At 69.3% G+C, this 15,822-nt stretch carries 14 protein-coding genes; all 14 read left to right on the forward strand.

Features of this window, described 5'->3' with window-relative positions:
- Positions 1–25 precede the first annotated feature (25 nt).
- Positions 26–1,999 (forward strand): methyl-accepting chemotaxis protein, encoded by a 1,974-nt coding sequence (locus ABD05_RS06905; protein ID WP_047899515.1) that lies wholly within the window; start codon positions 26–28, stop codon positions 1,997–1,999.
- A 3-nt stretch (positions 2,000–2,002) separates the two neighbouring features.
- Complete coding sequence (locus tag ABD05_RS06910) at positions 2,003–2,995, forward strand: CheR family methyltransferase (protein WP_047899516.1); 993 nt, start codon at positions 2,003–2,005, stop codon at positions 2,993–2,995.
- Positions 2,992–3,786, forward strand: a complete 795-nt coding sequence (cheD, locus tag ABD05_RS06915; protein WP_047899517.1) for a chemoreceptor glutamine deamidase CheD — start codon at positions 2,992–2,994, stop codon at positions 3,784–3,786. The genes ABD05_RS06910 and cheD overlap by 4 nt, the downstream gene beginning before the upstream one ends.
- Positions 3,783–4,874: a protein-glutamate methylesterase/protein-glutamine glutaminase gene (locus ABD05_RS06920; protein WP_047899518.1), complete on the forward strand. Its 1,092-nt coding sequence runs from the start codon at positions 3,783–3,785 to the stop codon at positions 4,872–4,874. The genes cheD and ABD05_RS06920 overlap by 4 nt, the downstream gene beginning before the upstream one ends.
- Before the next feature lie 67 nt (positions 4,875–4,941).
- Positions 4,942–5,337 carry a chemotaxis response regulator CheY gene (cheY, locus tag ABD05_RS06925; protein ID WP_034183905.1) on the forward strand — a complete coding sequence of 132 codons (396 nt, stop codon included), beginning with the start codon at positions 4,942–4,944 and terminating at the stop codon, positions 5,335–5,337.
- A gap of 1 nt (position 5,338) precedes the next feature.
- A complete protein-coding gene (gene cheZ, locus ABD05_RS06930; RefSeq protein WP_047899519.1) occupies positions 5,339–6,070 on the forward strand; it encodes a protein phosphatase CheZ in 732 nt (243 codons plus the stop codon).
- A gap of 262 nt (positions 6,071–6,332) precedes the next feature.
- On the forward strand, positions 6,333–6,836 hold the full coding sequence (locus tag ABD05_RS06935) for a DUF2844 domain-containing protein (protein WP_047899520.1): 504 nt from the start codon (positions 6,333–6,335) through the stop codon (positions 6,834–6,836).
- 16 nt (positions 6,837–6,852) lie between these two features.
- Complete coding sequence (locus tag ABD05_RS06940; RefSeq protein WP_047899521.1) at positions 6,853–8,106, forward strand: DUF3443 domain-containing protein; 1,254 nt, start codon at positions 6,853–6,855, stop codon at positions 8,104–8,106.
- A 162-nt stretch (positions 8,107–8,268) separates the two neighbouring features.
- Positions 8,269–8,766, forward strand: coding sequence for a VOC family protein (locus ABD05_RS06945; RefSeq protein ID WP_047899522.1), 498 nt, complete (start codon positions 8,269–8,271; stop codon positions 8,764–8,766).
- A 432-nt stretch (positions 8,767–9,198) separates the two neighbouring features.
- Positions 9,199–9,579, forward strand: a complete 381-nt coding sequence (locus ABD05_RS06950; protein WP_047899523.1) for a DUF805 domain-containing protein — start codon at positions 9,199–9,201, stop codon at positions 9,577–9,579.
- Positions 9,580–9,917: 338 nt separating this feature from the next.
- The gene (flhB, locus tag ABD05_RS06955; protein WP_047899524.1) at positions 9,918–11,126 is read left to right on the forward strand and encodes a flagellar biosynthesis protein FlhB; all 1,209 of its coding nucleotides are present in this window, start codon (positions 9,918–9,920) and stop codon (positions 11,124–11,126) included.
- Positions 11,123–13,222, forward strand: coding sequence for a flagellar biosynthesis protein FlhA (flhA, locus tag ABD05_RS06960; protein ID WP_047899525.1), 2,100 nt, complete (start codon positions 11,123–11,125; stop codon positions 13,220–13,222). Before flhB ends, flhA begins: the two co-directional genes overlap by 4 nt.
- Positions 13,219–14,997, forward strand: coding sequence for a flagellar biosynthesis GTPase FlhF (gene flhF, locus ABD05_RS06965; RefSeq protein ID WP_047899526.1), 1,779 nt, complete (start codon positions 13,219–13,221; stop codon positions 14,995–14,997). The genes flhA and flhF overlap by 4 nt, the downstream gene beginning before the upstream one ends.
- On the forward strand, positions 14,990–15,808 hold the full coding sequence (locus ABD05_RS06970) for a P-loop NTPase family protein (protein ID WP_047899527.1): 819 nt from the start codon (positions 14,990–14,992) through the stop codon (positions 15,806–15,808). Before flhF ends, ABD05_RS06970 begins: the two co-directional genes overlap by 8 nt.
- The last annotated feature ends 14 nt before the right edge of the window (positions 15,809–15,822 follow it).

A 15,822-nucleotide genomic window follows, 5' to 3' on the forward strand; every position in this document is an offset into this window, starting at 1 on the left:
CGCAGGAATTTCGGGAGAATCTGCAATGTTGCATAACTGGTCGATCCGCACGACGCTGACGGCGGTCGGACTCATCCTCGTGTGCCTGGCCGCCGCGGTCGGCGGGCTCGGCCTCTACGCGCTCAATCACGCGAGCCGCTCGCTCGACGAGATCGCGCACGTCGACCTGCCGGCGATCCATACGCTGGACGACACGGCCGCGCACCTGCTGCGCTCGCGCGTTGCGCTCGACCGCTTCCGTACGCTGACCGAAGCCGGCAATGCGGCCGAGGCGGCGAAGGTGCTCGACCGGGCGCAGGAGCTGTATGCGAAGTCGAACCAGAACTGGCAGGCGTTCCAGTCGCTGCCGAAGCTCGGTGTCGAGCAGGCGCTCCTCGACGAGCTCACCGCCCGCTACACGACGATCATGAAGGAAGGCGTCGAGCCCGAATTTGCCGCGGCGCGCGCGGGCGACATGGCGGCGTACCACGCGATTGCCGACGCGAAGATCAGCCCGCTGTTCGTCGCGTTCGACCAGACGTCGGCGGCCGTGATCGCGTCGCTGCAGAAGCGCGCGGAAGAGCGCCAGGCCGCGACGCAGTCGCAGATCTCGCTGATGGTCGCGCTGATCGCGGCCGGCATTGCGATCGCGTTCGTGGTCGTGATCGCGATCCGCTTCGCGATGCGCGGGCTGATCGTGAAGCCGCTCGAGGACGCGATCGCGCACTTCGAGCGGATCGCCGGCGGCGATCTCACGCAGCCGGTGAACGTGTCCAGCACGAACGAGATGGGCCGCCTGTTCGGCGGCATCAAGCGGATGCAGGACGCCGTCACGACGATGGTGCAGGCCGTGCATCGCGGCACCGAGTCGATCGACGTCGGCGCGCGCGAGATCGCGACCGGCAACATCGACCTGTCGCAGCGCACCGAGGAGCAGGCGGCGTCGCTGCAGGAAACCGCGTCGAGCATGGAGCAGCTGACGGGCACCGTGCGGCAGAACGCGGAGAACGCGCGGCAGGCGAGCCAGCTCGCGGTGAACGCGTCGGACATCGCGACGCAGGGCGGCGAGGTCGTCGGCCAGGTCGTGTCGACGATGCAGGACATCGCGGCGAGCTCGGGCAAGGTCGTCGACATCATCGGCACGATCGAAGGCATCGCGTTCCAGACCAACATCCTCGCGCTGAACGCGGCGGTCGAAGCCGCGCGTGCGGGCGAGCAAGGGCGCGGCTTCGCGGTGGTCGCGGGCGAGGTGCGCTCGCTCGCGCAGCGCAGCGCGAGCGCCGCGAAGGAAATCAAGCAGCTGATCGGCGATTCGGCCGAGAAGGTCGACAGCGGGTCGGCGCTCGTCGCGCGCGCGGGCTCGACGATGGACGAGATCGTGCAGGCCGTGCGCCGCGTGACCGACATCATGGGCGAGATCAGCGCCGCGTCGGAAGAGCAGTCGACCGGCATCGAGCAGGTCAACCGCGCGGTCGGCCAGATGGATTCGGTCACGCAGCAGAACGCGGCGCTCGTCGAGCAGGCAGCGGCCGCGGCCGCGTCGCTCGAGGAGCAGACGCGCCAGATGAAGACGATCGTGTCGAGCTGGCGCGTCGCGGGCGGCATCGTGCTCGCGCCGGCGCGCGGGGTCGCGCGGCCGGGCGCGCATGAAGCGGCGGCCGTGCCGGCACTGCCGTCGGAACCGCGTCACGACGCTGCGCCGGTCGCCGCGCTGCCGGCGCCGCAGGCTGCCGCACAACCGGCACGGCGCGGCGCGGCGGCGTCGCATGCGGCCACGTCGGCTGCGGCGGGCGCGAGCCAGCCGAAGCGCGCAGCGGACTCGGGTGCGCGCACGCCGAAGGACGCACCCGCATCCCGCGGCGGCGCTGCCGGCGGCTACGGGCCGCGTCTCGCGAAGTCGGCCGCCGCCGCGGCGGACAAGCCGGCCGCGAAGCCCGCGCTCGTGCGCCCCGCGCTGAACGGCGAGAAGCCGGCGCTGGCCGCGGCCGGCACGTCCGACGACGACTGGGAGACCTTCTAAGCCATGCCGAACGCGCGCGCGCCGTTTCGACCCGATGCACCGGATGCCTCGCCCCGCGCGGGCGAGCCGGGGCGCGACTTCGCGTTCACGGGCGCGGATTTCGCACGCATCCGCGCGCTGATCCACCAACGCGCGGGGATCTCGCTGTCCGAGCACAAGCGCGACATGGCGTACAGCCGTCTCGCGCGGCGGCTGCGCGCGCGCGGCCTCGACACGTTCCGCGACTACCTCGACCTGCTCGAGCAGGAAGACGATCCGCTCGAGTGGGAAGCGTTCACCAACGCGCTGACCACCAACCTGGCCGCGTTCTTTCGCGAGTCGCACCACTTCCCGATCCTGTCCGAGTTCGTGAAGGGGCGGCCGGCGCCCGTGTCGGTGTGGTGCTCGGCGGCGTCGACCGGCGAGGAGCCGTACTCGATCGCGATCACGCTGATCGAGGCGCTCGGCGAATCGGCGGCGCGCGGCGCGTCGATCCTCGCGACCGATCTCGACACGCAGGTGCTCGCGAAGGCGGAAGCCGGCATCTACACGTACGACCAGGTCAAGCACCTGTCGCCCGAGCGGCTGAAGCGCTTTTTCCTGAAGGGCACGGGCCCGCAGGCCGGCCGCGTGAAGGTGCGCCCCGAGCTGCGCGCAATGATCCGCTTCGAGCAGTTGAACCTGACCGATGCCGACTACGGGATCGCGAAGCCGTTCGACGCGATCTTCTGCCGCAACGTGATGATCTATTTCGACAAGCCGACGCAGGGGCAGGTGCTGTCGCGCTTCGCGCCGCTCGTGAAGCCGGGCGGGCTGCTGTTCGCCGGCCATTCGGAAAACTTCACGTATGTCACGCAGGCGTTCCGGCTGCGCGGGCAGACGGTGTACGAACTGACACGCGACGCCGCACAGGGTGCGCGGCCGCACGGCGCGCAGGCGCCCGCGGCGGCGGCCATGCCGTCGCCCGTGCGTGCACGGGCCGCGGAAGCCGCGCCCGCCTATGGAGATCGCGGATGAGCGCGCTGCCGATCGCGACCAATCGCTATTTCGACAACCACTTCGGCCGTCCCGGCGTGAAGCTGTTGCCGAACGAGTTCTACACGACGTCCGAGGACATGGTGCTGATGACCGTGCTCGGCTCGTGCGTCGCTGCGTGCCTGCACGACCCGTACGCGGGCATCGGCGGGATGAACCACTTCATGCTGCCCGACGACGGCGCCGATCCGGGCGCGGCCGCGTCGGAATCGATGCGCTACGGCGCGTACGCGATGGAAGTGCTGATCAACGAGCTGATCAAGGCCGGCGGGCGCCGCGAGCGCCTCGAGGCGAAGGTGTTCGGCGGCGCGGCCGTGCTGGCCGGGATGACGACCATCAACATCGGCGATCGCAACGCGGATTTCGTGCGCCGCTACCTCGCGCTCGAACGCATCCGCATCACGGCGGAAGACTTGCAGGATGTCCATCCGCGCAAGGTCGCATTCATGCCGCACACGGGGCGCGCGATGGTGAAGAAGCTGCGGCTGCAGGTGCCGGGCGTCACCGAGCGCGAAGCCGCGCTCGCGCGCGAGGCCGATCGCGCCGGCGCCGCGCGGCCGCGCCCGCATGTCGAGCTGTTCGCGGCGAAACGGCCGGCCGCGCCGCAGCCGGCGCGCCCGCGCATCGAGCTGTTCGGCGCGCGCGGCGCGAGCGCGAGCGGCACCGGCAGCGCGGGCAGTGCAGGCGGCGTGCGGGCAGCGAACCCGTCCGCCGGGAGCTCGTATGCCGGGGGCCCGTACGCGACGAACCTATCGAAAAAGCAGGAGGCATGACCGCAGTGCAGAAGATCAAAGTATTGTGCGTCGACGATTCGGCGCTGATCCGCAGCCTGATGACGGAGATCATCAACAGCCAGCCCGACATGACGGTGTGCGCGACCGCGCCCGATCCGCTCGTCGCGCGCGATCTCATCAAGCAGCACAACCCCGACGTGCTTACGCTCGACGTCGAAATGCCGCGCATGGACGGGCTCGACTTCCTCGAGAAGCTGATGCGCCTGCGGCCGATGCCGGTCGTGATGGTGTCGTCGCTGACCGAGCGCGGCTCGGAGATCACGCTGCGCGCGCTCGAACTGGGCGCGGTGGATTTCGTCACGAAGCCGCGCGTCGGGATTCGCGACGGGATGCTCGACTACGCGGAGAAGCTCGCCGACAAGATCCGCGCGGCGTCGCGCGCGCGCGTGCGCCAGGCGCCGCAGCCGCAGGCCGCCGCGCGCGCGGCGGATAGCCCCGCGGCCGCGCCGATGATCAACAACCCGCTCGTCAGTACCGAGAAGCTGATCATCATCGGCGCGTCGACGGGCGGCACCGAGGCGATCCGCGAGGTGCTGACGCCGCTGCCGCCGGATGCGCCGGCCGTGCTGATCGCGCAGCACATGCCGCCCGGCTTCACGAAGTCGTTTGCGCAGCGGCTGAACGGCCTGTGCCGGATCGCGGTGAAGGAAGCGGAGCACGGCGAGCGCGTGCTGCCGGGTCATGCGTACATCGCGCCGGGCCATGCGCACCTGTTGCTCGCGAGAAGCGGCGCGAACTATATTGCGCAACTGTCGGACGAGCCGCCGGTGAACCGTCACCGCCCGTCGGTCGACGTGCTGTTCCGCTCGGCGGCGACGCATGCGGGCAAGAATGCGATCGGCGTGATCCTCACCGGGATGGGCCGCGACGGCGCGGCCGGCCTGCTGGAAATGAAACGCGCGGGCGCGCACACTTTCGCGCAGGATGAGGCGAGCTGCATCGTGTTCGGGATGCCGCGCGAGGCGATCGCGCTCGGCGGCGCCGACGAGATCGCGCCGCTCGCCGAGATGAGCCGCCGCGTGATGGCGCGACTGGCGACGATGGGCGACCGCGTGCAGCGCGTTTGAATGGAATGTCACGGGGCGCGTGCCACGATACGCGTCCCGACGGAAACGAATCTGGAAAGGAACGACGATGGACAAGAGCATGAAAATCCTGGTGGTGGACGATTTCCCGACGATGCGCCGGATCGTCCGCAACCTGCTCAAGGAACTGGGCTACACGAACGTCGACGAGGCCGAGGACGGCGCGGCCGGTCTCGCGCGGCTGCGCGGCGGCGGCTTCGAATTCGTCATCTCGGACTGGAACATGCCGAACCTCGACGGCCTCGCGATGCTGAAGGAAATCCGCGCGGACGCGACGCTCACGCACCTGCCGGTGCTGATGGTCACGGCCGAGTCGAAGAAGGAGAACATCATCGCGGCCGCGCAGGCGGGCGCGAGCGGCTACGTCGTGAAACCGTTCACGGCCGCGACGCTCGACGAGAAGCTGAACAAGATCATCGACAAGATGGCGAAGACCGGGAGCTGACGTGAACGAGCCGATCCATGCGGCGCTCGCCGGCGCGGGGTTCAGCGCCGACAGCCACCCAGAAGGCGCCGATTTCGCGAGCGACCGCATTCTCGCGCGCATTGGCCAGGTCACGCGCGCGCTGCGCGATTCGATGCGCGAGCTCGGGCTCGACAAGCATGTCGAGCGCGCGGCCGAAGCCGTGCCCGATGCGCGCGACCGGCTGCGCTACGTCGCGACGATGACCGAGCAGGCCGCCGTGCGCGTGCTGAATGCGATCGAGGTCGCGAAGCCCGTGCAGGAGCGTATCCAGAACGAGGCCGAGGCGCTCGACGCGCGCTGGGCGCAGTGGTACGCGGCGCCGATCGAGCACGCGGAAGTGCGCGAGCTGATGGACGATACGCGCGCGTTCCTGCGCGCGCTGCCCGAGTCGACGTCGGCGACCAGCGCGCAATTGCTCGAGATCATGCTCGCGCAGGATTTCCAGGACCTGACCGGGCAGGTGATCAAGAAGATCATGGACATGGTCTACCTGATCGAGCAGCAGCTCCTCACCGTGCTCGTCGAGAACATCGCGCCCGAGCGGCGCGAGCAGTTCGCGGCCACCGCAGCCGCGCTCGCGGCCGAGCAGATGAGCGCGACCGGCAGCCCCGAGTCGCTGCTGAACGGCCCGCAGATCGCGCCGGAAGGCAAATCCGACGTGGTCCAGGACCAGGGGCAGGTCGACGACCTGCTCGCGAGCCTGGGTTTCTGATCCTTCCGCAGTGCATCGGCGCGCCCCGTTTCGCGGGGCCGCCCGATGCATGCGTCGCGCCGTTCCCGCCACGTTTCCCCCCGCTCGCCCCGCACGCGCGACCCTATACGGGCTGTGTCGAATTGACACCTGGACACACTCAGCAGGCATACTACGCGTCAGCAGCAACAGAGCGTCATTCATACGAATTTCATATGTTGACTGGCGGCGCGGGCACGATGGCTGCGCCTCCGGCAACGAAGCCAGTCCCTTGGGAGGGAACGTGAAGCTGGAACGCTTGGGCTGGGCCGTCGCGCACGCGGCGGCTGCAATGGGGGTGCTGTGGACCGTCCACGCACACGCGGAACTCGGCGGCGCGCCGATGTCGCCGCCGGCGGACGATCAGGCCGCAACCGTGCGCGCGATGCAGCGCGCGATGCGTTCGGCCGACGGCGTGCAGACGAGCACGGCCGCCTATACCGTCCGCGAGATCACGCTCGGATCGGGCACCGTCATCCACGAATACACGTCGGCCGCCGGCAGCGTGTTCGGCCTCGCATGGCGCGGGCCGACGATGCCGGATCTCGCGTCGCTGCTCGGCAGCTATTTCCCGCAGTACACCGCCGGCGTCCAGGCGGCGCATGCGGCGCGCGGCTGGCGCGCGCCCGTGTCCGTCGCGACGAGCGGCCTCGTGATCCGGACGGGCGGCCACATGGGCGCCTTCTCGGGCCAGGCGTGGCTGCCGGCGGCGCTGCCTGCCGGCCTCGCCGGCAACGACATCCAGTGACAGCGGGAGAGCGATCTTGAGAATTCCTCGTACATTCAAGCGCTGGCTCGGCGTGCTGGGCCTCGCGGCCGCGACGGCCGTGCTCGTGACGGCATGCGGCGGCGGCGACGGCGGCGGCGGCAGCTCCGGCAACAACGGCGGCGGCAACGGCAACGGTTCGACCGTGTCGGACGGCAATACCGCGAACACGGCCGTCATCACGGTCGGCACCGGCGCCGCGAACGTGATCAACATCCCGACCGTCAACGTGAAGGTCTGCGCGCCGGGCACGTCGACCTGCCAGGTGGTCAGCAACGTGCTCGTCGATACCGCGTCCTACGGGCTGCGGCTGGTCGGCAGCGCGGTGTCGGGCGTGCTCGGCAGCCTGCCGCAAGTGACGAGCGGCGGCGCGCCGGTCGCCGAGTGCGGCAAGTTCGTGTCGAGCTATACGTGGGGCTCGGTGCGCACCGTCGACCTGTCGATCGGCACCGAACAGGCGAGCTCGCTGCCCGTGCAGATCATCGGCGACCTTGGCACGACGGGCGTGCCGAGCTCGTGCACGAACGGCGGCGCATCGGCCAACTCGGCGAGCGCGCTCGGTGCGAACGGCATCCTCGGCATCGGGCCGGCGCCGGTCGACTGCGGTACGACCTGCGCGACGTCGACGTCGTCGAGCAACAACTACTACGCATGCCCGAACGGCAATGCGAGCTGCGCGGTCGCGCTCGTGCCTGTCGCGCAGCAGGTGGCCAACCCGGTTCATCGTTTCGCGACCGACAACAACGGCGTGATCGTGCAGATGCCGAACATCTCGAGCAGCGGGCAGGCCAGCGCGACGGGGACGCTGACATTCGGGATCGGCACGCAGAGCAACAACGCGCTCGGTGCGTCGACCGTCATGACATCGACCACGACGGGCGATGTCAGCGCGTCGTTCCTCGGCAGCACGGTGACGGCTTTCTTCGATACCGGATCGAACGCGTATTTCTTCAACGATTCGGCGCAGACGGTCTGTTCGAGGAACACGCAGTTCTACTGCCCGTCGTCGACGACCACCTATACGGCGACGCTGACTGGCCAGAACAGCGCGAGCGGCACCGTGTCGATGCCCGTCGCGAACGCGGATTCGCTGTTCTCGAACGCGTCGACATTCGCGTTCAACGACATCGCGGGCCCGTTCGGTTCGTCCGGATGGCTCGACATCGGCATGCCGCACTTCTACGGCAAGGCGATCTACTTCGGGATGGACAAGCGCTCGAGCGGCGGCGCGGCGCCTTTCGTCGCGTTCTGACGCGGCACGACCGCGGGCAGCAAAGAGGGGGCGAGCGATCGCCCCCTTTTTTTATCCGGACGCCGTGCGCGCACTACGGACCGGAGCGCCGCCGGGCGCGCGCGCAGCGCCTACGATGTAAGACCGGCACCGGTGCCGGCACGACATCGAGGAGACCGCGCCATGAGCCCGCGCATACAACGCATCACGCCGTTCCTGTGGTTCGACCACGACGCCGAGGCGGCCGCCGGTTTCTACGTGTCGGTGTTCGACAACGCGCGCATCGTGCACGTCGCGCGCTACGGCAAGGCCGGCGCGCACGCATCCGGGCAGGCCGAGGGCGCGGTGATGACGGTCGCGTTCGAGCTCGACGGGCAGGCGTTCGTCGCGCTGAACGGCGGCCCCGTGTTCCAGATGACGCCGGCCGTGTCGTTCGTCGTCAATTGCCGCGACCAGGACGAGATCGACCGCTACTGGGCGCGCCTGTCCGAAGGCGGCGACGAGCGTGCGCAGCAGTGCGGCTGGCTGCGCGACCGCTTCGGCGTGTCGTGGCAGGTCGTGCCCGTGCAGATGTCCGAGCTGATGACGGGCGATCCGGCGCGCGCCGAGCGCGTGATGGCGCAGGTGATGACGATGAAGAAGCTGGATCTCGGCGCGCTGCAGCGGGCGGCGGCCGGTTAGGGCCCAGGCCGGAGGCCGGCCGGCGCGTACCGCCGTCGTAGGGTCGAGGAAGCGGTGGCCGGGCCCGTACGCGGTGCTTTCGATGCGTGCCGCGTCGGCCGGTGGGACGGGCGCGCCCGCGTCATGCCGGCCGGCCGGTAAATCGAATGCCGCGCGACCGGAGCGATTATCGATCGAGTTCGGATTCATTTGGTTGTAATCAAATGCTGGATTATCCGAGGCTGTGGTTTCTGTCAGGTCTTCAAGATTATTAAAATGACGTGGCATGCAAGCCTGTGGCGCCGCAGCACGCTATGACAGCCGTTCCAGCGCCAGTGCGACGGGCGCGTGCATTGCCCGGCATGTGAAAAGAGATGGAGCCTGTCGAAACTAAAACCTATAATGCCTGCGTTGTTTCCGGGGTCGCCAATATAAAACAGGAGGGTAATAAAGATGAATTTTTCCGAGGCTGTTCGTTCCGTACTCAATCAATACGCGAAATTCGACGGTCGTGCGCGTCGTGCCGAATACTGGTATTTCGCGCTGCTGAGTTGCGTTCTTTCGGTCGCCTCCCAGGTGATCGGCGCGGTCGGCCGCGATGCGGGCCTGGTCACGCTGCTGCTGCTGGGCGTGATCTTCCTGGTTTCGCTGGCGCTGATCATTCCGGGCATCGCGGTCAGCGTGCGCCGCCTGCACGATACGGGCCGCTCGGGCTGGTTCCTGCTGCTCGCGCTCGTTCCGATCGTCGGCGCGATCCTGCTGCTCGTGTGGATGTGCTCGCGCGGCACCGCAGGCCCGAACCGCTTCGGCGCGGATCCGATCCCGGCGGTCTGAGCGCCGCCTGCCCCGACGCGCGACGCCATCGCGTCGGGGCCTGACTTCCCCGTTTTTTCCGCTCCTCCGCTCCTCCGCTTCACCGTTCCCCGCTTCAGCCGTCACCGTCCCGCCCGGGAACCGCGCTTCACCGTTGCGTCGAACGCCGCTTTTATTCGCCGCATCGCACCACGTCGCGCACCGCTCCGTCCCCCTTCCAGCCCCGTTTGCGCCGGCTCGCCCGATTCCCCGAAATACCCCCCTTTCCCGGCTTTGCTCGACCGATCGGCGTTTGACGCCTCCATGAATAATCGGTGTCACTGGAAAGCGGCATTCCGCCGTACCCGACTGGAGGCCCCGTGGCAGACGAGAGCGATCTCGACAAGACCGAAGCCGCCACTCCCAGGCGCCGCGAGAAGGCGCGCGAGGAGGGGCAGGTCGCGCGTTCGCGCGAACTGGCTTCGTTCGCGCTGCTCGCGGCCGGGTTCTACGGCGCGTGGCTGCTCGCGGGCCCGTCGGGAGCGCATCTGCAGGCGATGCTGCGCGGCGCGTTCACGTTCGACCGCGCGACCGCGTTCGACACGAACCGGATGCTGTCGGCGGCCGGCAGCGCGAGCCTCGAAGGCTTCGCCGCGCTGCTGCCGATCCTCGCGCTCACCGGCGTCGCGGCGTTGCTCGCGCCGATGGCGCTCGGCGGCTGGCTGATCTCGCAGAAGACCTTCGAACTGAAGTTCGACCGCCTGAACCCGATCTCGGGCCTCGGCCGGATCTTCTCGATCCAGGGGCCGATCCAGCTCGGCATGTCGCTCGCGAAGACGCTGGTCGTCGGCGGCATCGGCGGCATCGCGATCTGGCGCAGCAAGGACGAGCTGCTCGGCCTCGCGACGCAGCCGCTCGGCACGGCGCTCCCCGACGCGCTGCATCTCGTCGCCGTGTGCTGCGGCACGACGGTCGCCGGGATGCTGGTGGTCGCCGCGCTCGATGTGCCTTACCAAATCTGGCAGTACAACAAGAAGTTGCGCATGACGAAGGAAGAAGTGAAGCGCGAGCATCGCGAGAACGAAGGCGATCCGCACGTGAAGGGGCGGATCCGCCAGCAGCAGCGCGCGATCGCGCGCCGCCGGATGATGGCGGCCGTGCCGAAGGCCGACGTGGTCGTCACGAACCCGACGCACTTCGCCGTCGCGCTGCAATACACGGACGGCGAGATGGGCGCGCCGAAGGTCGTCGCGAAGGGCGTGAACCTCGTCGCCATGCGCATCCGCGAACTCGCGGCCGAGCACAACGTGCCGCTGCTCGAGGCGCCGCCGCTCGCGCGTGCGCTGTATCACAACGTCGAACTCGAACGCGAGATTCCCGGTTCGCTGTACTCGGCCGTCGCCGAAGTGCTCGCGTGGGTCTACCAGCTCAAGCGCTTCCGTTCGGAAGGCGGCGCGTTCCCCGCGGTGCCGGTCGATCTCGACGTGCCGGCCGAACTCGACAAGGGCACGTCGGTGTCCGCCGACGACGAGCGTGAAGAGGCCGAAGACACGCTCGGTAGCCAGGGCAATCACGGAGCCTCCGCATGAGCACCCCGACCGGCCTGCTCTCGAAGCGCACGAACCCGTTCGCGGCCGCCAACCTGCGCGCGCTCGCGGGCCCCGTCCTCATCTGCATGATCCTGGGGATGATGATCCTGCCGCTGCCGCCGCTGCTGCTGGATCTGCTGTTCACGTTCAACATCGCGCTGTCGGTGATGGTGCTGCTCGTCAGCATGTACACGATGAAGCCGCTCGACTTCGCGGCGTTCCCGAGCGTGCTGCTGTTCTCGACGCTGTTGCGCCTGTCGCTGAACGTCGCGTCGACGCGCGTCGTGCTGCTCGAGGGCCACACGGGCCCCGACGCGGCCGGCCAGGTGATCGAGGCGTTCGGCCACTTCCTCGTCGGCGGCAACTTCGCGGTCGGCATCGTCGTGTTCGTGATCCTGATGATCATCAACTTCATGGTGATCACGAAGGGCGCGGGGCGGATCGCCGAAGTGTCCGCGCGCTTCACGCTCGACGCGATGCCCGGCAAGCAGATGGCGATCGACGCCGACCTGAACGCCGGCCTCATCAACGAGGAACAGGCGCGCAAGCGCCGCCTGGCCGTGTCGCAGGAAGCCGAGTTCTACGGGTCGATGGACGGCGCGTCGAAGTTCGTGCGCGGCGACGCGATCGCCGGCCTGATCATCATGGCGATCAACGTGATCGGCGGGCTGATCGTCGGGATGGTCCAGCACGACATGAGCTTCGCGGCGGCCGGCACGAACTACACGCTGCTGACGATCGGCGACGGCCTCGTCGCGCAGATCCCGTCGCTCGTGATCTCGACCGCGGCCGGCGTGATCGTGTCGCGCGTCGCGACCGACGAGGACATCGGCACGCAGATCACCGGCCAGCTGTTCACGAACCCGCGCGTGCTGACGATCACCGGCGTGATCATCGTGATCATGGGGCTGATCCCGGGGATGCCGCACTTCGCGTTCCTCGCGCTCGGCGGCGGCGCGATCTGGCTGGCCCGCACGCAGACGAAGCGCGCGGCGGCCCGCAAGGCGGCCGGCGACGTGACCGACATCGCGCCACCCGCCGTGCTGCCGTCCGACAGCCACGAAGCGACCTGGGACGACGTGCAGCTGATCGACCCGCTCGGCCTCGAAGTCGGCTACCGGCTGATCCCGCTCGTCGACAAGAACAGCGACGGCGAGCTGCTCAAGCGCATCAAGAGCATCCGCAAGAAATTCGCGCAGGAAATCGGCTTCCTGCCGCCGGTGATCCATATCCGCGACAACCTCGAACTGCGGCCGAACGCGTACCGGATCGCGCTGAAGGGCGTCGAGATCGGCGTCGGCGAAGTGTTCCCGGGCCAGTGGCTCGCGATCAACCCCGGCCAGGTGACGGCCGCGCTGCCGGGCGCCGTCACGCAGGATCCCGCGTTCGGGCTGCCGGCCGTGTGGATCGACATCGCGCTGCGCGAACAGGCGCAGGTGTACGGCTACACGGTGGTCGACGCGAGCACGGTCGTCGCGACGCACCTGAACCATCTCGTCGTCCAGCATGCGGCCGAGCTGCTCGGCCGCCAGGAAGTGCAGGCGCTCGTCGAGCGCACCGGCAAGGACGCGCCGTCGCTCGTCGAGGACCTCGTGCCGAAGACGATCTCGCTGACGACGCTGCAGAAGGTGCTGCAGAACCTGCTCGAGGAAGGCGTGCCGATCCGCGACATGCGCACGATCCTCGAGGCCGTGTCCGAACATGCGGGCCGCGGCGACGCGTTCGAGATCACCGCCGCGGTGCGGCTCTCGCTTGGCCGCGCGATCACGCAGCAGTGGTATCCGGGCGCGGGCGAGATGCAGGTGATGGGACTCGACTCGAATCTCGAGCGCGTGCTGTCGCAGGCGCTCGCCACCGGCGCGAACCCGGGCCTCGAACCCGGCCTCGCGCACAACCTTCTGACCGGCACGCAGCAAGCGATGCTGCGTCAACAGAATCTCGGGCTGCCGCCCGTGCTGCTGGTGCAGCACGCGCTGCGCGCGATGCTCGCGCGTTTCCTGCGCCGCAGCCTGCCGCAATTGAAAGTGCTGTCGTATGCCGAAGTGCCGGACACACGCACGATCAAAGTCGTTAACGTCATCGGGGGTTCCGCTTGAACATTCGCAAATTCACCGGCGCAACGAGCCGCGACGCGCTTCGTCTCGTGCGCGAGGCGCTGGGTGCCGACGCGGTCGTGCTGTCGAACCGCACGCTCGATGACGGCAGCGTCGAAATCGTCGCACTCGCCGATTCGGACCTCGCCGCGGTGACGCCGCCGGCCGCCGCACGGCCGCGGATCGCCGCGCCGCGCATGCCGGAATCCGTGCCGGCCGCTGCGGTGCCGGGCATCGTGTCGCGGCCGGGCGCCGCGTTCGCGCGCCCGAGCGTCAATCCGTATGCGGCGGGCGAAGGCGGGCTGCCGGACGTGTTCTCGTCCGTGTTCGGTGCAAGCGCCGAAGCGGACGACACGGCGGCGCAACCTTCGACGATCGATGCGGATGCCCCGGCTGCGGGTTCGCCGTCGATCGCCGCACCGGCCGCCGGTACGCCCGTTGCCGGTTCGCCGGCCTCAGGATGGCCGGCCCCCACTTCCGAACCCGCGCCGTGGCTCGTCGAGCACGCGAAGCGCCTGACGCAGCAGCGCGACGCGCTGATCGCGCGTGCGCAGGCGACGCCTGCCGCACCGCAAGCCGGCGCGCCCGCACCGCAGGGCGCCGCGAGCGCGCCGTCGCCCGACTGGGCACGCGACATCGTGCGCGATGCCGAACGCCGGATGCCGGCAGCCGCGCCGCGCACGCCCGACACGAACGCCGCGAACGCAGCGAAAGCCGCCGAGCGCACGCGCCTGTCCGCCGACTCGGCCGCCGCGGTGGCTGATGCGGTGAAGTCGCGCATCGAGCGGATCGTCAACGATACGGTGATGCAGGAACTCGGCGAACTGCGCGGCATGATGGAAGAGCAGTTCGACAGCCTGATGTGGCACGACCGCCAGCGTCGCAGCGCGGTGCATGGCGCGCTGACGAAGCACCTGTTCGCGGCCGGCCTGTCCGCGCAGCTCGTGCGGATGCTGGTCGACAACCTGCCGTCCGGCGACGGCACGCAGACCTTCGAACAGGCCGCCGAATGGGCGCAGTCGGTGCTTGCGGCGAACCTGCCGGTGCTCGACAGCGAGGACGCGCTGATGGAGCGCGGCGGCGTGTTCGCGCTGATGGGGCCGACGGGCGTCGGCAAGACGACCACCACCGCGAAGCTGGCCGCGCGCTGCGTGATGCGCTTCGGCGCGAGCAAGGTCGCGCTGCTGACCACCGACAGCTACCGGATCGGCGGCCACGAGCAACTGCGCATCTTCGGCAAGATCCTCGGCGTGCCGGTGCACGCGGTGAAGGATGCGGGCGATCTCGCGCTCGCGCTGTCCGAGCTGCGCAACAAGCACATCGTGCTGATCGACACGATCGGCATGAGCCAGCGCGACCGCGCGGTGTCCGACCAGATCGCGATGCTGCACGGTGCGAACGCGCCGGTGCAGCGCCTGCTGCTGCTCAACGCGACGAGCCACGGCGACACGCTCAACGAGGTCGTGCAGGCGTACCGCAGCGCGGGCGAGCATCCGGATCTTGCCGGCTGCATCCTCACGAAGCTCGACGAGGCGACCCACCTCGGCGGCGTGCTCGACACGGTGATCCGCTACAAGCTGCCGATCCACTACGTGTCGACCGGCCAGAAGGTGCCGGAGAACCTGTATGTCGCATCGACCAAATTCCTGCTGAAGAGCGCGTTTTGCGTACCGCGCGACGGCTCGCCCTTCGTGCCGCAAGACGAAGACATGCCGACGCTGCTTTCCGCCCTGACCGCACGTTCCACCGCCGAGCTGCACGAGGTGCGATTTGGATAAACAGATCATCGACCAGGCCGAAGGGCTGAGGCGCCTGCTGGCCGGGCGCGCGTCGCGCATCGTCGCGGTGACGGGCGGGCCGGCGGGTGTCGGTTGCACGTCCACCATCGTGAACCTGGCGGCGGCGCTCGCGTCGCTCGGCAAGGATGTGCTCGTCGTCGACGAGCGCGCCGACGTGCATTCGGCCAGCGCGACGCTCGCGGGCGCGTGGCTGCGCGACGGCGAACGCACGCGGGTGACCGCCGGCTTCGGCCTGTGCGCGGCCGCGCGGCTCGCGCGCGCCGGCTACAGCGACGCGCAATTGAGCGACTTCATCGACGGCCCGGCCGACATCGTCCTCGTCGACGCGCAGCTCGGCGCCGACGGTTCGTTCTCGGCGCTCGCGCGCGAAGCGCACGACGTGCTGGTCGTCACGCGGGTGGCCGCGCAGGCGATCACCGAGGCGTACGCGTGCATGAAGCGGCTGCATTTCGCGCATGCGTTCGCGCAGTTCCGCGTGCTGACCAATCACGTCGGCAGCCATGCGGACGCGAAGACGGCCTTCGACAACCTCGCGGGCGTCGCGAGCCGCTACCTGACGGTGTCGATCGCCGACGCGGGCTGCGTGAGTGCCGACCCGCTCGTCGAGCACGCGCGCGAGCTGACGCATGTGGTGGTCGACGCGTTCCCGTCGTCGTCGGCCGCGCGCGACTACCGGCAGATTGCCGCCGACCTGCTGTACTGGCCGATGCGCCCGCGTTCGGGTGCGGGCCGCGCCGTCCATGCGGGCGGCAAGCCGTCGTATGAGGCGGGCGCGGCACACGCCGCGTGAGCGCTACCGGAAGG

Source organism: Burkholderia pyrrocinia, assembly GCF_001028665.1.
Classification (GTDB): domain Bacteria; phylum Pseudomonadota; class Gammaproteobacteria; order Burkholderiales; family Burkholderiaceae; genus Burkholderia; species Burkholderia pyrrocinia.